Below are 17,703 nucleotides of genomic sequence, written 5' to 3' on the forward strand. Positions count from 1 at the left end.
TGCGCCGCCCCGCGATCACCGGCGGGGCGGGCCGCCCGTGTCCCGGCGCGGTCGGCTCCCGCTGCGGGGGCCGGCCGCGCCGGGGGCGGACTAACGGCCGTTGAACGCGTCCTTCAGCCGGGAGAACAGGCCCTGCTGCCCGGGCGCGAACTGCCCTGTGGGCCGCTCCTCGCCCCGCAGCTTCGCCAGCTCCCGCAGCAGCCGCTCCTGCTCCGGGTCGAGCTTCGTCGGGGTCTGCACCTCGACGTGCACGACGAGGTCGCCGCGCCCGCCGCCCCGCAGGTGCGTGACGCCGCGCCCGTGCAGCGGGATCGACTGCCCCGACTGCGTGCCGGGACGGATGTCGACCTCCTCCATGCCGTCCAGGGTCTCCAGCGGCACCTTCGTGCCGAGGGCGCCCGCGGTCATCGGGATGGTCACCGTGCAGTGCAGGTCGTCCCCGCGCCGCTGGAAGACGGGGTGCGGCAGTTCGTGGATCTCCACGTACAGGTCGCCCGCCGGGCCGCCGCCCGGGCCGACCTCGCCCTCGCCTGCGAGCTGGATGCGGGTGCCGTTGTCGACACCGGCGGGGATCTTCACGGTCAGCGTGCGGCGGGACCGCACCCGCCCGTCGCCCGCGCACTCGGGGCACGGCGTCGGGACGACCGTGCCGAAGCCCTGGCACTGCGGGCACGGCCGGGACGTCATGACCTGGCCCAGGAAGGACCGGGTGACCTGGGACACCTCACCGCGGCCGCGGCACATGTCGCAGGTCTGCGCCGTCGTCCCGGGCGCGGCGCCCTCGCCGGAGCACGTGGTGCACACCACGGCCGTGTCGACCTGGATGTCCTTCGTCGTGCCGAAGGCCGCCTCGTCGAGCTCGACCTCCAGGCGGATCATGGCGTCCTGGCCGCGCCGGGTCCGCGACCGCGGGCCGCGCTGCGTGGCCGTGCCGAAGAACGCGTCCATGATGTCGGAGAAGTTGCCGAAGCCGCCGGCTCCGAAACCGCCCGCACCGCCGGGGCCGCCGCCCGAGGAGGACAGCGGGTCGCCGCCGAGGTCGTAGACCTGCTTCTTCTGCGGGTCCGACAGCACCTCGTAGGCGGCGTTGATCTCCTTGAACCGCTCCTGCGTCTTCGGATCGGGGTTCACGTCCGGGTGCAGCTCGCGGGCGAGCCTCCGGAAGGCCTTCTTGATCTCGTCCTGGGACGCGTCGCGGCGCACGCCGAGTACGGCGTAGTAGTCCGTGGCCACTTACGACTCCGCCAGGATCTGTCCGACGTAACGTGCCACTGCGCGTACCGCTCCCATCGTTCCGGGGTAGTCCATGCGGGTCGGTCCGACCACGCCGAGTTTCGCCACCGCCTCGTCGCCCGAACCGTAGCCGACCGCGACGACGGACGTGGAGTTCAGCCCTTCGTGGGCGTTCTCGTGCCCGATGCGGACGGTCATCTTCGGGTCCGTCGCCTCACCGAGCAGCCGGAGCAGCACCACCTGCTCCTCCAGCGCCTCCAGTACGGGCCGGATGGTGAGCGGGAAGTCGTGTCCGAAGCGGGTGAGGTTGGCGGTCCCGCCGATCACCAGCCGCTCCTCGGTCTCCTCGACCAGCGTCTCCAGCAGGGTCGCCAGCACCAGGGAGACCGTCGCCCGGTCCTCCGACTCGAAGGACTCCGGGAGATCCTGCACCAGCTCCGGCACGTCCGTGAAGCGCCGCCCGACGACCCGGCTGTTCAGCCGGGCCCGCAGGTCGGCCACGGACGTCTCGCCGATCGGGGCGGGGCAGTCGACCATGCGCTGCTCCACCCGCCCGGTGTCCGTGATCAGCACCAGCATCAGCCGCGCCGGGGCCAGCGACAGCAGCTCCACGTGCCGGACGGTCGAACGCGTCAGCGACGGGTACTGCACGACCGCGACCTGGCGGGTCAGCTGGGCGAGGAGCCGGACCGTGCGGTGCACCACGTCGTCCAGGTCGACCGCGCCGTCCAGGAAGTTCTGGATGGCGCGGCGCTCCGGCGGCGACAGCGGCTTGACCCCGGCGAGCCGGTCGACGAAGAGGCGGTAGCCCTTGTCCGTGGGGATGCGCCCGGCGCTGGTGTGGGGCTGGGCGATGAAGCCCTCCTCCTCCAGCACCGCCATGTCGTTGCGCACGGTGGCCGGTGAGACGCCCAGCTTGTGCCGCTCGGTGAGCGCCTTGGAGCCGACGGGCTCCTCGGTGCCCACGTAGTCCTGGACGATGGCGCGCAGGACCTCGAGTCTGCGTTCACTCAGCACGGCGCGCACCTCCAGTTGGCTCGGGATCTCACTGCTGACAAGCTGCCGCGGCATCTGTTGGCACTCACCGTGTCCGAGTGCCAGTCATCCCCGCGCCAGTGTACGGCGCCGAGGTCATGGCGTGGCAAGGGCGGCGGTCACCCACCGCGTCACACCCCGCGCGCCGGTCGGGGGCGATGCGGATAGCGTCGCCGTATGGACGTCGGTTGGGAAGAGTTCGGATGGGAGCGGCTGGCGGAGGGCGTGGGCAGGCGGCGGCTGCCCGGGTGGGACGCCACGGCCGGGCTCGTCGTGGGCGGCACCGCGGCCCTGCTGTTCGACGCGGGCGCCACGCTGCGTGAGGGCGCGGAGCTGCGTGCACAGGCCCAGGGTCTGCTGGGGGCGGGGCGCCGCGTGACGCACATCGCACTGAGCCATGCCCACTTCGACCATGTGCTGGGCGCGGCGGCCTTCGCCGGGGCGCAGGTGTTCGGCGCGGTCGGGATGGCGGAGCTGCTGCGGCGGGACCGGGAGGCGCTGCGGGCGGACGCGGTCCGGCACGGGGTGGCGCCGGACGAGGCGGGCGAGGCCGTGGACGTCCTCGTGCACCCGCACCACGTGGTGAGCGGCGAGTGGACCCTCGACCTGGGCGGCCGGCAGGTGCTGCTGGCGAACGCGGGCCCCGGCCACACGGGCCACGACCTGGCCCTGCTGGTGCCCGCGCCCGGCGGGGGCCGCCCGAGGTGGTGTTCTGCGGCGACCTCGTGGAGGAGTCGGACGAGCCGCAGGCCGGCCCTGACGCGGTGCCGTCCTGCTGGCCGGCGGCCCTGGACCGGCTGCTGCAGCTGGGCGGCGAGGACGCGCTGTACGTGCCGGGGCACGGGGCGGTGGTGGACGCGGCGTTCGTCCGCGCCCAACGCGACGCGCTGGCGCGGAGGTTCGGCGTGCGGTGACGGATCACGGTGCCGTACCGTCGGCGGCATGCGCCAGTACGACCCCGATCTGACCCCGCCGTGGAAGAAGCAGGCCCCCGCGCCGGAGGTGCCCGCGGAGCCCGACCTGGTGGTGGAGGAGGTGGCGACGGGCTTCTGCGGGGCGGTCGTCCGGTGCGAGGCGGGCGCGGTGACGCTGGAGGACCGGTTCGGCAAGCACCGGGTGTTCCCGCTGGTGCCGCGCGGCTTCCTGCTGGAGGGCCGCACCGTCACCCTCGTACGGCCCCGGGGCGCGGTGCCCGCGCGCCCGTCCCGCACCGCCTCGGGGTCGGTCGCCGTGCCGGGTGCGCGGGCGCGGGTGGCCCGGGCGGGGCGGATCTACGTGGAGGGCCGCCACGACGCCGAGCTGGTCGAGAAGGTGTGGGGCGACGACCTGCGCGTCGAGGGCGTGGTCGTCGAGTACCTGGAGGGCGTCGACGACCTGCCGGCGGTCGTGCGGGACTTCCGTCCGGGCCCGGACGCCCGGCTGGGGGTGCTGGTCGACCATCTGGTGCCGGGTTCGAAGGAGTCGCGGATCGCGGCGTCCGTCACGGACCCGCACGTCCTGGTGGTGGGCCATCCGTACGTGGACGTGTGGCAGGCGGTGAAGCCGTCCGCGCTGGGCATCCCGGCCTGGCCGACGGTGCCGCGCGGCCAGGACTGGAAGACCGGCGTGTGCCGGGCCCTGGGCTGGCCCGCCGGGGACACCGGTGCGGCGTGGCGGCGGATCCTGGCCGCGGTCCACTCGTACAAGGACCTGGAGCCCGAGCTGCTGGGCCGGGTGGAGCACCTGATCGACTGGGTGACGAGCCCGGCCTGACCCTGTCCCCGAGCGGCACCCCGCCGGGGCGGCGGGGGTCCGGGGCTTGTGGGGCACGGCCGCCGCCGCGGGGCGGGGCCGCGGCCGACCGCTTCGGCGGTACCGGCTGGTCGGCGGTACCGGCTGGTCGGCGGTACCGGCTAGATGAATGAGTCCGATGTTCGTGCTGGTCGCGACCATGGCGAAGGGCGCCCGTTGGTCAGTGTGTGAAGACAAACCTGGACGCCCTTCTGGCGGCACTGTACGTGTTCATCGACGACCATGTGGCGCCTTGTCGCCGGATCGGGCGACCCCCGAAACTGACGGACGCCGAACTGCTGTGCCTGGCGGTCGCCCAGGTCCTGCTCGGTTTTCCCTCGGCCCGGCACTGGATCCGCTTCGCCCACGCCCGCCTCGGCCACCTGTTCCGCTACCTGCCCCAGCAGTCCGCCTACAACAAGCGCCTCAACGCCGCAGGCCCCCTGATCAGCCGCGTGATCGAGGCACTGGCCCGGCAGGTGCCGACCTGGAACGACGACCTGCGGCTGATCGACTCCACCCCGCTGCCCTGCGCGGCCTCCCGCGAGACCGTCAAACGCTCCGACCTGGCCGGACACTGCGGGTACGGCTACTGCCGCAGCCACTCCCGCTTCTTCTGGGGCTTCCGCCTCTACCTGGTCACCACCGCCGAAGGCATGCCCGTCACCTGGTGCCTGGCCAACCCCAAGATCGGCGAACGGGAGGTGATGGCCGCGCTACTCGAACGCGACCACCACCTCGTCCGCCAAGGACAGGTGATCCTCGCCGACAAGGGCTTCGCCGGGAAGGAGTTCGAAGCGTTCTGCTCCGAGCGGCTCGGGGTTCATCTGGTGCGGCCGGACCGCGAGGACGAACCGGCCCGGCACGGAAAGATCGCCCGGGTCCGGCAGTGGATCGAAGCCGTCATCGACACCCTCAAGGGCCAGCTCAGCCTCGAACAGCACGGCGGCAGAACCCCGGCCGGAGTCTTCGCCCGCACCGGCCAACGACTCCTCGCCCTCGCCGCCGGCATCTGGCACAACTGGGCCACCAACGCCCCCGTCAAGCGATCACTGATCGCCTACGACCACTGAAGACATCGGACTCATTCATCTAGTCGACCAGGTCGCGGACCACCGCGTCCGCCAGCAGGCGGCCGCGCAGGGTCAGGACCGCGCGTCCCTCCGCGTACGGACCCGGATCGAGGAGTCCGTCCCGTACGGCGCGCTCGGCGGCGGCCTGCCCCGCGGGCTTCAGCAGGGTCAGCTCGCAGCCTTCCCGCAGGCGCAGCTCCAGCAGGATGCGCTCCACGCGGCGGTCCTCGTCGGACAGCAGCTCCCGCCCAGCGCCGGGCGAGCGGCCCCCGGCGAGGGCGGCGGCGTAGGCGCCGGGGTGCTTCACGTTCCACCAGCGGACCCCGCCGACGTGGCTGTGGGCTCCCGGGCCCGCGCCCCACCAGTCGGCGCCGCGCCAGTACAGCTCGTTGTGCAGGCAGCGCCCCGCCTCGCTGGTGGCCCAGTTCGACACCTCGTACCACTGGAAGCCGGCAGCGGTGAGGGCGGACTCGGCGATCAGGTACCGGTCCGCGTGCACGTCGTCGTCGGTCATCGGGACCTCGCCGCGCCGGATGCGGTGGGCGAGCCGGGTGCCTTCCTCGACGATGAGGGCGTACGCGGAGACGTGGTCGGGGCCGGCGCCGATGGCGGCGTCCAGGGAGGCGCGCCAGTCGTCGTCACTCTCACCGGGGGTTCCGTAGATCAGGTCGAGGTTGACGTGGTCGAACCCGGCGGCGCGGGCCTCGGCGACGCAGGCTTCGGGGCGGCCGGGGGTGTGGGTCCGGTCGAGCACCTGCAGCACGTGCGGGCGGGCCGACTGCATGCCGAAGGAGATCCGGTTGAATCCGCCCTCGCGGAGCGCGGCGAGGTAGGCCGGGTCGACGGAGTCGGGGTTGGCCTCGGTGGTGACCTCGGCGTCGTCGGCGAGCCCGAACTCGTCCCGGACGGCGGTGAGCATCCGTACGAGGTCGGCGGCGTCGAGCAGGGTCGGCGTGCCGCCGCCGACGAAGACGGTCCGCACGGGCCTGGGGTCGTCGCCCAGGACCTTGCGGGCGAGCCGGACCTCGTCGGCCAGGGTCGCCGCGTAGTTGTCGCGGGAGGCGAGGACACCGCCGGAGCCGCGCAGCTCGGTGGCGGTGTAGGTGTTGAAGTCGCAGTAGCCGCAGCGGGTCGCGCAGTACGGCACGTGCAGGTAGAACCCGAGGGGCCGCTGGGCGGCCCCGTGGAGGGCCGACGGGGGCAGTGACCCGTCCTCGGGCACGGGCTCGCCGTCGGGCAGTACGGAAGGCATGGGGTCCATTGTCCGTCACCCCGCCGGAAGCGGGCGGCGGACCCGGAGCACGCCGCCAGGCCCCGCGTCCCGGGGGCGGGGGCCGGGGCATCCCCGCCGCAGGCCGGCGTGGGCGGCCGTCACCCCGGCGCGATCGGGCGGCGGGCCCGGAGCACGCCGTCAGGCCCCGCGTCCCGGGCGCCGGGGCACCCCCGCCGCAGGCCGGGGCGTGGGCGGGGTCGGGGCAGCGCTCAGCGCGGTACCCCGGGGCGTTGGCCCGGTGCGGCCCGCAGGGGCTGCGACCGGCGGGCCGTGCGCCCCCGGCCGCAGGGCCTGGACGGACCACCCCTCGGGGGCAGGCAGGCAGGCGTGCCGGGCCGGTTGCCCGAGCCACGGGAAGGGCAGCCGGATGTCGTCGGGCCTGCCCGCGGGCGCGCACACCCCAGGCAGAACGGGGCAGGCGGGGGCGGCGGGTGGCGGTGGCCGACACGGGGGCGGGGTGGGCCGTGGGGGCCGACACGGGCGCGGCTGCGGGTGGCGGTGGCCGACACGGGGGCGTGCGGGGTTGGGGGCCCGCACGGCGCGCGAGCTGCTCCGGGTGCCCGGGGCACGCCCCGGCACCCGGGAGCCGCCCCCGCGCCCCCGCCCCGCCGGGGTTCAGGCCTCGCGGGCGCCCTCGTACATCTCCTCGATCAGGGCCTTGTACTCCCGCTCGACGACCGGGCGCTTCAGCTTCAGGCTGGGGGTGAGCTCGCCGTGCTCGACGTCGAGGTCGCGCGGCAGCAGCCGGAACTTCTTGATCGTCTGCCAGCGCTGCAGGTTCGCGTTGAGCCGGTCCACGTACCCCTGCACCATGTCCTTCACCTGCTGCGTCGCCACGAGCTCGGCGTACGGCCTGCCGCCGAGGCCGTGCTCAGTGGCCCAGCCCGTCAGCGCGGCCTCGTCGAGCGCGATGAGGGCGGTGCAGTAGTTCCGGTCGGCGCCGAGGACGACGATGTTGGACACGAAGGGGCAGACCGCCTTGAACGAGCCCTCGATCTCGGTCGGCGCGATGTACTTGCCGCCGGACGTCTTGAACAGGTCCTTCTTGCGGTCGGTGATCCTGAGGTAGCCGTCGGCTGACAGCTCGCCGATGTCACCGGTGTGGAACCAGCCGTCCGGCTCCAGCACCTCCGCGGTCTTCTCCGGCAGCTTGTGGTAGCCCTGCATGATGCCGGGGCCGCGCAGCAGCACCTCGCCGTCGTCGGCGATGCGGACCTCGCAGCCGGGCAGCGGCTTGCCGACGGTGCCGGTGCGGTACGCCTCACCCGGGTTGACGAAGCTGGCGGCACTGGACTCCGTGAGGCCGTAGCCCTCCAGGATGTGGATGCCGGCTCCGGAGAAGAAGTACCCGATCTCCGGCGCCAGCGCGACCGAGCCGGAGATGGCGGCGCGCAGCCGCCCGCCGAACGCCTGGCGCAGCTTGGAGTAGACGAGGGCGTCGGCGACCTTGTGCTTGGCGGTGAGGGCGAACGGCGCCGATGCCTTGCCGGTGCGGCGGTAGCTGTCCTGGCTGGCCTTGGCGTACTCGCGGGCGACCCCCGCGGCCCACTGGAAGATCTTGTACTTGGCGGGGCCGCCGGCGCGGGCCTTGGCGGCGACGCCGTTGTACACCTTCTCGAAGATGCGCGGGACGGCCGCCATGTAGGTCGGCTGGACCACCGGCAGGTTTTCGATGATCTTGTCGATGCGGCCGTCGACGGCCGTGACATGGCCGACTTCGATCTGCCCGGAGAGCAGCACCTTGCCGAAGACGTGGGCGAGGGGCAGCCACAGGTACTGCACGTCGTCCTCGCGGACGAGCCCGGTCGCGGCGATGGCCTTGGCCATGTACGACCAGTTGTCGTGCGGGAGGCGCACACCCTTGGGGCGGCCGGTGGTGCCGGAGGTGTAGATGAGGGTGGCGAGCTGGTCGGAGCTGATCGCGGCGACCCGCTCCTTCACCGCGTCGGGGCGCTTCTCCAGGTACGCCTTGCCGCGGCGCTCCAGCTCGTCGAGGCTGACGACCCAGCCCTCCGGGTCGCCCTCGGCGGGTGCGGCGTCGGCCGCGTCGATCACCACGACGTGGTGGAGGTCCGGCAGGTCGGCGCGGCGCTCGCGGGCCTTGGCGAGCTGGGCGGCGTCCTCGGCGATGAGGACGCGGCTCTCGGAGTCGGAGAGGATGAACGCCGACTCCTCGGCGTTCGTCTGCGGGTAGACGGTGGTCGTGGCGGCGCCCGCGCACATGATGGCGAGGTCGCTGAGGATCCACTCCACGCGGGTGCCGGAGGCGAGGGCCACGCGCTCCTCGGGCCGGACGCCGAGGTCCACGAGGCCGGCGGCGAGGGCGTAGACGCGGTCGGCGGCCTGGCCCCAGCTGAGCGACTTCCAGGCGTCGGGGCCCTGGCCGGACGGGTCCGGCACCGGGTAGCGGAAGGCTTCCGCGTCCGGGGTCCGCGCCACGCGCTCAAGGAAGAGGGTCGCCACGGAGGGCGGCCGGTTCTCGATCTGGGTCTGGGTGTCGCTCACGGCGTCCTCCGGTGGGCCTGGGGCAGGACCGCTGACTGGGGCGGGGGCGGCGGCTCTGGCTCCGCACCACGCGCTGTCGTGCTGTCGGCGTACTGTTCGACCGGCTGTTTAACTCGCGAGTAACCGCGAGCGGGATCAGGTTAGAGCGCTGCGCCCCGCCACGTAAGGGTCTGTGGACGCCTGGTTCATACCCGGTTCATAACGAGTGTGGCGCGGCGGTGAAAAGACGGAAGCGCCCGTCCGCCATCCGAACGAGCGCCTCCGGTCCCTACCGGTCGGTACAGCCCTGCTCCCGGTCGGCCGCGCCCACGGGGCGCGGCCGATGCCGGGGCGGCCGTACCGCTACTTCTTGCCCTTGCCCGCGGACTCGTCGCTGGACAGCACCGCGATGAAGGCATCCTGCGGGACCTCCACCGAGCCGACCATCTTCATCCGCTTCTTGCCTTCCTTCTGCTTCTCCAGCAGCTTGCGCTTACGGGAGATGTCACCGCCGTAGCACTTGGCGAGGACGTCCTTGCGGATGGCGCGGATGGTCTCGCGGGCGATGACCCGCGAACCGATCGCCGCCTGCACGGGCACCTCGAACGCCTGCCGCGGGATGAGCTCCTTGAGCTTGGCCACGAGCCGCACGCCGTACGCGTACGCCTGGTCCTTGTGGGTGATCGCGGAGAACGCGTCCACCTTGTCGCCGTGCAGCAGGATGTCGACCTTGACGAGGGAGCTGCTCTGCTCGCCGGTGGGCTCGTAGTCCAGCGAGGCGTAACCGCGGGTCTTGGACTTCAGCTGGTCGAAGAAGTCGAAGACGATCTCGGCGAGGGGCAGCGTGTAGCGGATCTCGACGCGGTCCTCGGAGAGGTAGTCCATGCCGAGGAGGGTGCCCCGGCGGTTCTGGCAGAGCTCCATGATCGAGCCGATGAACTCGGAGGGCGCGAGGATCGTGGCGCGCACGACCGGCTCGTACACCTCGCTGATCTTGCCCTCGGGGAACTCGCTCGGGTTGGTGACGATGTGCTCCTCGCCGTCCTCCATGACGACGCGGTAGACCACGTTCGGGGCGGTGGCGATCAGGTCGAGGCCGAACTCGCGCTCCAGGCGCTCCCGGATCACATCGAGGTGCAGCAGGCCGAGGAAGCCCACGCGGAAGCCGAAGCCGAGAGCCGCGGAGGTCTCCGGCTCGTAGACCAGCGCCGCGTCGTTGAGCTGCAGCTTGTCGAGCGCGTCGCGCAGCTCCGGGTAGTCGGAGCCGTCGAGCGGGTAGAGGCCGGAGAACACCATCGGCTTGGGGTCCTTGTAGCCGCCGAGCGCCTCCGTGGCGCCCTTCGACTGGCTGGTGATGGTGTCACCGACCTTGGACTGGCGGACGTCCTTCACACCGGTGATCAGGTAGCCCACCTCGCCGACGCCGAGGCCGTCGGCGGCGAGCATCTCGGGGGAGTTGGTGCCGATCTCCAGCAGCTCGTGGGTGGCGCCGGTCGACATCATCCGGATGCGCTCGCGCTTGTTGAGCTGGCCGTCGACGACCCGGACGTACGTCACGACGCCGCGGTAGGAGTCGTACACGGAGTCGAAGATCATCGCGCGCGCGGGGGCGTCCGCGACACCGACCGGGGCCGGGACCTCCCGCACGACCCGGTTGAGCACCGCGTCGACGTTGAGGCCGGTCTTGGCGGAGACGCGCAGCACGTTCTCCGGGTCGCAGCCCACGAGGTTCGCGAGCTCCTCCGCGAACTTCTCCGGCTGCGCTGCCGGAAGGTCGATCTTGTTGAGGACCGGGATGATCGTGAGGTCGTTCTCCATCGCCAGGTAGAGGTTGGCGAGGGTCTGGGCCTCGATGCCCTGCGCGGCGTCGACCAGCAGGATCGTGCCCTCGCACGCGGCGAGCGAACGCGACACCTCGTACGTGAAGTCCACGTGGCCCGGGGTGTCGATCATGTTGAGGATGTGGGTCTTCCCCTGGTGCTCGCCCTCGGTGGGCGCCCAGGGAAGACGGACGGCCTGGGACTTGATCGTGATGCCGCGCTCGCGCTCGATGTCCATGCGGTCGAGGTACTGAGCGCGCATCTGCCGCTGCTCGACCACACCGGTGAGCTGGAGCATCCGGTCGGCGAGAGTCGACTTGCCGTGGTCGATGTGCGCGATGATGCAGAAGTTGCGGATCAGCGCCGGGTCGGTACGGCTCGGCTCGGGCACGTGGCTAGGGGTCGCGGGCACGCAGGGTCCTGATTCTCGAGACGCCTGGCAGGCTCGCCGGGGTCTCTGCTCGGTCTACTCGGGTCTACGTCGGGTCGATGATGGGTTCCATGGTCCCACGGACGGGGACCGGCACACGGTTTGGGCCGCCATGAGGGCTGCTGGTAGCTTAGGTAGCTGTGTCTCGTGCCCCCTTTCGGTACGGGGCGTGATCGAAGAATCCTTACGAACCTGAAAAGGCTCTTTCGTGGCGAACATCAAGTCCCAGATGAAGCGGATCAAGACGAACGAGAAGGCGCGCCTGCGTAACAAGGCCGTCAAGTCGTCGCTCAAGACCGCGCTCCGCAAGGCCCGTGAGGCTGCTGCTTCCGGCGACGTCGAGAAGGCCACCGTGGCCGCTCGCGAGGCCGCCCGCAAGCTCGACAAGGCCGTCTCCAAGGGTGTCATCCACAAGAACCAGGCCGCCAACAAGAAGTCGGCGATCGCTTCCCAGGCTGCCTCCCTCAAGGGCTGAGCACTGAACCCTCCGGGGGCGACCCCGGAACCGGCGCCCACCCCACGGGCCGACGCCCCGGGGTGACCGACCGGACGACTTGATCGCCGGACGGGGTCCAGCGGGCCCTCTCTACCACGCTCCCGACCGGCACCCCGAGCCCGTACGCGGCCTGCGTTCGCCACGCGGGTACGGGCTCAGCATCGTGAACCGAAGGCCCCGAGGCCGCTCCTTCCCCAGGACGGCCCCGGGGCCTTCGGCATGCCGGAAACCCCTGAGTCCGCCGGGACCGTTCTTGCTGTCCGTCGCTCACGTCCGCGGGTGGCTGCTGCGACGCCGCCGTACGGGGCCGGGCCGCGCGTCCGCGAGGAGGCGTCGGGGCGGTCGCGCCCACGAGCCGGGCCCGGGCGGCGAGGGAGCGGGGCGCCAGGGGCGCAAGGTGGTGCGCCCGGCAGGCTCAGCGGCGGGAGCGCGCCGCGCGGGCGATGGCGACGACGGCCTTCTCCAGCGCGTACTCCGGATCGTCGCCACCGCCCTTGACTCCCGCGTCCGCCTCCGCGACGGCCCGCAGTGCCGCGGCGACCCCGTCGGGTGTCCAGCCGCGCATCTGCTGCCGTACGCGGTCGATCTTCCACGGGGGCATCCCCAGCTCGCGGGCCAGGTCGGCAGGGCGGCCGCCGCGGGCCGACGACAGCTTCCCGATGGCTCGCACGCCCTGGGCGAGCGCACTGGTGATCATCACGGGTGCCACGCCGGTCGCGAGCGACCAGCGCAACGCCTCCAGCGCCTCCGCGGCGCGGCCCTCGACGGCGCGGTCCGCGACGTTGAAGCTGGACGCCTCGGCGCGGCCCGTGTAGTACCGGCCGACGACGGCCTCGTCGATGGTGCCGTCCACGTCCGCGGTGAGCTGGGCCACCGCGGAGGCCAGCTCCCTCAGGTCGCTGCCGACCGAGTCGACCAGGGCCTGGCACGCCTCGGGGGTCGCCGACCTGCCGAGCGTGCGGAACTCCTGCCGCACGAACGTCAGCCGCTCCCCGGCTTGGTGGTCTTGGGGCACGCGACCTCACGGGCCCCCGCCTTGCGTGCCGCGTCCAGCAGGCCCTTGCCCTTTGCGCCGCCGGGATGCAGCAGCACCAGGGTGATGTCCTCCACGGGCGCAGCGAGATACGCCTTGACGTCCTTGACCGTGTCCGCGGACAGGTCCTGGGCGTTGCGCACGACCAGCACCTTGCGCTCGGCGAACAGCGAGGGGCTCGTCAGCTCCGCGAGCGTGCCGGGCTGGAGCTGGTCGGCGGTGAGGTCCCGTACGTCGGTGTCGGCGTCCGCGGCGCGGGCCGCCGCCACCACCTGCTGCACGGCGCGGTCCAGGAGCAGGTCCTCCTGTCCCACCGCGAGCGTGACGGGCGCGAGGGGATCGTCTGTCGTCTTCTTGCTGGCCATCGCCCCCAGCATCGCACGCCCCACCGACACCCGGCCGCGAGCCGCCGACGGGCAGGCCGCACCGGCTACTCCGCCTCGCGCCAGCCGTCCCACTCGGCGACGAAGTCGTGCAGTTCCCCGGGGACGAGCCGGCTGTCCGGGTCCTCGACGACGACGAGCCACTGGGCGTCCTCGGCGTCGTCCTCACCGGCCAGGGCGTCCCTCACCAGCTGCGGTTCCTCGTCGAGTGCGTAGCGTTCGACCAGCGCTTCGGCCACCTCCTCGGCCGCGTCGCGGTCCGGCAGGACCAGCACGTGCCGCAGCTCCGCGGCGTCCCTGTCGTCGTACTCATCGTTCACGGCACCATTGTGAGACCCCCTCGTGTCGAACGGACGCGCAGGTACAGGCTGCGGCAGGCCGCCGCCGGCACCAGCGCCCCACACGACCTGGGTCCGCGGGCCCGGTGCAGCAAGCCGCCTTCGACGGGAGCCCGGCGGGACGGGGACCGGGCTGGGGGCTGCGGCTGGTGAGGCAGGGGTGGAGAAGCGGGGCCTGGCGACGCAGGGCCTGGCGACGCAAGGGTGGAGGAGCGGGGCCTGGCGAGGCGGGGCCTGAGTCCGAGGGTTTGGGTCCGAAGGCCTGGGACCGAAGACCTGGGTCCGAAGACCTGGGTCCGCGGCCCGAGGCGCTGCCGGGCACAGGACCGCTAGCGTCGTGATCATGATCAGTGACGCGCCGTACTTCCCCGCCGCCCGCAGCCGTGATCAGCGCAGGCGGGACGTCCTGCACCGGTTGGAGCACGACGACGACGTGTGGGTGGCGACCTCCTCCTCCGCCGGCGAACCCTTCCTCACCCCCCTGTCGTTCCTGTGGCACGACGAGACGCTGCTGATGAGCACCCGGCGCACCACGCCCACGGCCCGCAACCTCACCCCGCGCGGCCGGGTCCGGCTGAGTCTCGGCCATACCCGGGACGTGGTGCTGCTGGACGGCGACGCGGAGGTCGTCGAAGGCCGCGAACTGGACACGGCGGCGGCGGACGCGTTCGCGGCCAAGCTCGGGTGGGACCCCCGCGACCGGGAACCGTGGATCTACCTCCGTGTGGCGCTGCGGACGGTGAGGGCCTGGCGCGAGGAGAACGAACTGGCCGGGCGGCTGCTGATGCGCGACGGTGTCTGGCTGGTGTGAACGCCACGCCTCCGGGCGGGCGCCTGCGTCCGCGGCCACGGGCCACCGCGCGGAGGTCTGGCCCGGCACCGGTCACGGCGACCGCGCCGTCCCGGTCCGTGCGCAGTACCGCCGCGCCGGCTTCCCGCAGGTCGGCGAGGGTACGCGGCGACGGGTGGCCGTACGGATTGCCGCGCCCTGCCGACACCAGCGCGAGCCGCGGCCCGACCTGCCTCAGCAGTGCGGGCTCCTGATGGGCGGAGCCATGGTGGGCGACCTTCAGCACGTCCACGCGGGGCAGAGCGGGATGCGCCCGCAGCAGCCCGCGCTGCGCCGGGGGTTCGAGGTCGCCCAGGAGCAGCAGGCTCACCCCGCCTGCCGCCCGTACGTGGAGGGCCACGCTGGCGTCGTTCGGTTCCTCGGGATCGGCACCTCCCATGTCCGGGCCGCCGGGCGGCCACAGCACCCGCCAGTCGAGCGGCCCCGTCCTGCGGCGCTCCCCGGGAACGGCGCGTACGACGGGCACACGGGCCGCGGCAGCCGTCCGGTGGACGAACTCCGCCTGGGCAGAAGGCTCCAGCAGCGCCGTGGTCTGGACGGCACCGACGTCCCTGCCGCGGAGCACGCCGGGCAGCCCCGCGACGTGGTCGGCGTGGAAGTGCGTGAGCAGCACAAGCGGCACCCGGCTGACCCCCAGTTCGCGCAGGCACCTGTCCGCTGCCTCCGGATCGGGGCCCGCGTCAACGACGACGGCGGCGCCGTCGCCCGCGGCGAGAGCCATGGCGTCCCCTTGACCCACGTCGCACAGCACGAGCACCCACCCCGGTGGCGGCCACCCGGTCACGAGCCTGGTCAGCGGTGCCGGCCGCAGAACAGCCGCCACCAGGAGGGCCGCACAGCCCAGCAGCGCCCACGGGCGGTGCGAAGCCCGCCGTGCCAGCGCCAGGAGCAGCACGGTCACGCCGGCCAGCAGCAGCCCGCCCTGCCAGCCCCCGGCCAGTCCGCTGTCGCCCCGGGCAGCGCCGCGCCGGCGCGCGCCACGGAGGCCACCCACCCCGCGGGCCACGCGGCGCACTCGGCCAGGATCCGAGCCACCTGGAGAGACGCGGGTGCCGCCGCCAGCGTGGCGAACCCGAGCACCGTGGCGGGAGCCACCGCGAATTCGGCGAGCAGGTTGCACGGAACCGCCACCAGGCTGACACTCTCCGCGAACACGGCCACCACCGGAGCGCACACCGCCTGCGCTGCGGCCGCCGCGGCGAGCGCCTCCGCGATCCGCGGCGGCACCCTGCGGGCCTGAAGCCGGGCACTCCAGCGCGGAGCGATGGTGAGCAGGGCCCCCGTCGCCAGCACCGAGAGCAGGAATCCGTAACTCCGCGCGAGCCACGGCTCGTACAGCACCAGCAGCAGCACGGCGGCCGCCAGCGCGGGCAGCAGGGATCTGCGGCGGCCCGTGCCGATGGCGAGCAGCGTGACCAGTCCGCATGCGGCGGCCCGCAGCACGCTCGGCTCGGGTCGGCACACCACCACGAACGCGAGGGTGAGCGCCCCGCCCGCCACCGCCGTCACACGCAGCGACAACCCGAGCCGGGGCGCCAGCCCGCCCCGCTCCGCTCTCCCCGCCGTCCCCGCCGGACCGATGAGCAGCAGGAGCACGATGGAGAGGTTGGAACCCGACACTGCCAGGAGATGCGTCAGGTCCGTCGCTTCGAACGCGGCCCGCAGGTCCTCGGGAATGCGCGAGGTGTCGCCGACGACCAGGCCGGGCAGCAGGGCGCGGGCGTCGGGGGGCAGCCCGTCGGTCGCCGCCCGCAACCCCGCCCGCAGGCTTCCCGCCGTGCGCTGCAGGGCATTCGGCCGGCCGGTGATCCGCGGTGGTCCCGGGTCGGCGTACAGCACGGCGGCGAAGGGCTCACCTGCGCCTCTGGGCGGAGCCAGCCGGCCGTGCTGCCGCAGCCGCGTCGACGGCAGCAGCCGCAGCCACTCCTTCCCCTGGCGTCCGCCGTCCCCGAGCTGGGTGATGAGCAGGACAGGGGTCCTGACCCGGGTCACCGTTCCGTCCGGGGCGGTCACCCGGGTCACCACGGCGTTCACGATGACGGACGCCGGAGCGGCGCGGCCACCGCGGACTGCGGGAACACTCGGCCGCGGGTCCGAGGAGACGGCGACTTCGGCGGTGACCCGCGCGTCCTTCCCCGCCAGCTCGGGCACGGGGCCGCGCCGGGTGTCGGCGCCGTGCAGGCCGGCCGAGGCCGCGCCGCCGCCGCGCCGAGCAGCACTCCGGCCGCGGCCACGGCGGTGGTCCGCCATCGACGGGTGCCTCTCCCCACCCGGGAAGGAGCAAGGCCGCCGCCGCCGCGCCGCAGAGGGCGACGGCCAGGGCCGTGGCGCCGCCGGGGGCGGCGACCGCCCATGCGGCCGCGCCCCAGGCCGCGAGGGCCGGCCCGACGAGCCGCAGGTCGACGGTTTCGTCCTTCCGGTGCGGCAGGTTCCCCAAGCGGTGGCCGTCCGGGGCGTGCCCGGCGCCGGGCGGCAGTCCGCTCGCGGTCGCGCTGTCAGCCGCAGCCGCCTCCCCGGTGCCCGTCCCGACCGTGGCGGACAGGGTGCCGGCTTCGGGTGGCGAGCGCCTCGGCGGGTCCGTCCCCGATCCGGCGGTACACCCGGGCGACGCGCCTCCCGGGGCCGCCGCCGGGGGAGCCTCAGCCGAGCCTGTCACGGCCGCACCAACGGCCGCAGATCGGCGAACCGTCGTGCGCCGATGCCCCGCACGTCCCGCAGTTCCTCCACCGACCGGAAGCCGCCGTTGCGGGTGCGGTGGTCGATGATCTGCCGGGCCAGGACGGGGCCGACTCCCGGAAGGGTGTCGAGCTGCTCGGCGGTGGCGGTGCTCAGGCTGACCGGTCCCGTAGCGGCGGGGCCCGCCGCGGGCACGGAGAGCGCTGCTGCCGCGGGAGCCGGGACGACGCCCGGGACGCCCACCACCACGTGCTCGCCGTCGACGAGTACCCGTGCCCGGTTGAGGGCGGTCACGTCCGCACCCGGTCGGACACCGCCCGCCGCGCGGAGCGCGTCCACCACCCGCGACCCGAGCGGCAGCCGCAGCACGCCGGGGCGCAGCACTTTGCCGCTCACATCGACGACGACCACCGGCGGCGGCGACCCCGATGCCTGCCGGTCGGGGCGCGCGGTGCCCGCCTGCCGTGCTTCCACCGGGGCGGTGGGGCCGTCGGCCGATGCCCCCGGCGCCGCGGCGGCCACCGCAGGCGGCTCTGCGCCGGCGGGCCGAGCGTGGCCCACGACATCCGGGGCGCGCACCACCTCCGGGCGTCCGGCCAGGAAGTACCTCCCCGCGAGCACGACGCCCAGCAGGAGGACGACCGCGAGCGCAGCCAGTGTCCTGCGTTCCATGCCGCACCGGCCCCACAGCCACAGCGGCAGCCGTTCCCGCACGGCCAGCCGCCACCGCTCCCGCCGTCCCAGCGGGGCCGGGGCCTCCTCGGCGGATGCCGCCGCCTCGGCGGGGTTCGCCGAGAGCGGGGCCTCGC

General features: G+C 73.6%; 12 protein-coding genes and 3 pseudogenes. 5 read left to right on the forward strand and 10 right to left on the reverse strand.

Annotation, left to right across the window (positions count from 1 at the left end):
* Nucleotides 1-90: 90 nt before the first annotated feature.
* Together dnaJ and hrcA are read right to left on the reverse strand one after the other, a co-directional pair.
* The gene (gene dnaJ, locus L6E17_RS11315; RefSeq protein ID WP_236240646.1) at nt 91-1,233 is read right to left on the reverse strand and encodes a molecular chaperone DnaJ; all 1,143 of its coding nucleotides are present in this window, start codon (nt 1,231-1,233) and stop codon (nt 91-93) included.
* Entirely contained in the window at nt 1,234-2,250 is a 1,017-nt protein-coding gene (gene hrcA / locus L6E17_RS11320; protein ID WP_236240887.1) for a heat-inducible transcriptional repressor HrcA, read from the reverse strand. It abuts the gene before it with no gap.
* Between the two features lie 291 nt (nt 2,251-2,541).
* Between hrcA and L6E17_RS11325 the strand changes: the two are divergent.
* From L6E17_RS11325 to L6E17_RS11335, 3 genes and pseudogenes are all read left to right on the forward strand, one after another.
* Nucleotides 2,542-3,182, forward strand: a pseudogene (locus L6E17_RS11325) (MBL fold metallo-hydrolase).
* Nucleotides 3,183-3,210: 28 nt separating this feature from the next.
* Nucleotides 3,211-4,020 carry a DUF3097 domain-containing protein gene (locus L6E17_RS11330; RefSeq protein WP_236240647.1) on the forward strand — a complete coding sequence of 270 codons (810 nt, stop codon included), beginning with the start codon at nt 3,211-3,213 and terminating at the stop codon, nt 4,018-4,020.
* A gap of 206 nt (nt 4,021-4,226) precedes the next feature.
* A complete protein-coding gene (locus tag L6E17_RS11335; protein WP_236238908.1) occupies nt 4,227-5,111 on the forward strand; it encodes an IS982 family transposase in 885 nt (294 codons plus the stop codon).
* Between the two features lie 19 nt (nt 5,112-5,130).
* Here L6E17_RS11335 and hemW read toward each other — a convergent pair whose 3' ends face one another.
* The 3 genes from hemW to lepA all read right to left on the reverse strand — a co-directional run bounded on the left by hemW (nt 5,131) and on the right by lepA (nt 11,100).
* Entirely contained in the window at nt 5,131-6,363 is a 1,233-nt protein-coding gene (hemW, locus tag L6E17_RS11340; protein ID WP_236240648.1) for a radical SAM family heme chaperone HemW, read from the reverse strand.
* 636 nt (nt 6,364-6,999) lie between these two features.
* The gene (locus L6E17_RS11345; protein ID WP_236240649.1) at nt 7,000-8,889 is read right to left on the reverse strand and encodes a long-chain fatty acid--CoA ligase; all 1,890 of its coding nucleotides are present in this window, start codon (nt 8,887-8,889) and stop codon (nt 7,000-7,002) included.
* Between the two features lie 342 nt (nt 8,890-9,231).
* The gene (gene lepA / locus L6E17_RS11350; protein ID WP_236240650.1) at nt 9,232-11,100 is read right to left on the reverse strand and encodes a translation elongation factor 4; all 1,869 of its coding nucleotides are present in this window, start codon (nt 11,098-11,100) and stop codon (nt 9,232-9,234) included.
* A gap of 226 nt (nt 11,101-11,326) precedes the next feature.
* On the opposite strand from lepA, the gene rpsT reads away from it, so the two are divergent.
* Nucleotides 11,327-11,593 (forward strand): 30S ribosomal protein S20, encoded by a 267-nt coding sequence (gene rpsT, locus L6E17_RS11355; protein WP_236240651.1) that lies wholly within the window; start codon nt 11,327-11,329, stop codon nt 11,591-11,593.
* Between the two features lie 436 nt (nt 11,594-12,029).
* Here rpsT and holA read toward each other — a convergent pair.
* Nucleotides 12,030-13,012 (reverse strand): annotated as a pseudogene (holA, locus tag L6E17_RS11360) (DNA polymerase III subunit delta).
* A gap of 65 nt (nt 13,013-13,077) precedes the next feature.
* A complete protein-coding gene (locus L6E17_RS11365) occupies nt 13,078-13,305 on the reverse strand; it encodes a hypothetical protein (RefSeq protein WP_236240888.1) in 228 nt (75 codons plus the stop codon).
* A gap of 406 nt (nt 13,306-13,711) precedes the next feature.
* On the opposite strand from L6E17_RS11365, the gene L6E17_RS11370 reads away from it, so the two are divergent.
* The gene (locus L6E17_RS11370) at nt 13,712-14,179 is read left to right on the forward strand and encodes a pyridoxamine 5'-phosphate oxidase family protein (RefSeq protein WP_236240652.1); all 468 of its coding nucleotides are present in this window, start codon (nt 13,712-13,714) and stop codon (nt 14,177-14,179) included.
* A gap of 295 nt (nt 14,180-14,474) precedes the next feature.
* On the opposite strand, the pseudogene L6E17_RS31430 reads toward L6E17_RS11370, so the two are convergent.
* The 3 genes and pseudogenes from L6E17_RS31430 to L6E17_RS11380 form a co-directional block, all read right to left on the reverse strand.
* A pseudogene (locus tag L6E17_RS31430) lies at nt 14,475-14,939 on the reverse strand (ComEC/Rec2 family competence protein); the annotation flags it as partial.
* A gap of 176 nt (nt 14,940-15,115) precedes the next feature.
* Complete coding sequence (locus L6E17_RS31435; protein ID WP_374109038.1) at nt 15,116-16,468, reverse strand: ComEC/Rec2 family competence protein; 1,353 nt, start codon at nt 16,466-16,468, stop codon at nt 15,116-15,118.
* A 402-nt stretch (nt 16,469-16,870) separates the two neighbouring features.
* A complete protein-coding gene (locus L6E17_RS11380) occupies nt 16,871-17,608 on the reverse strand; it encodes a ComEA family DNA-binding protein (RefSeq protein ID WP_308315866.1) in 738 nt (245 codons plus the stop codon).
* Nucleotides 17,609-17,703 lie beyond the last annotated feature (95 nt).

The sequence above is a fragment of the Streptomyces sp. CC228A genome, assembly GCF_021390935.1.
Classification (GTDB): Bacteria; Actinomycetota; Actinomycetes; order Streptomycetales; family Streptomycetaceae; genus Streptomyces.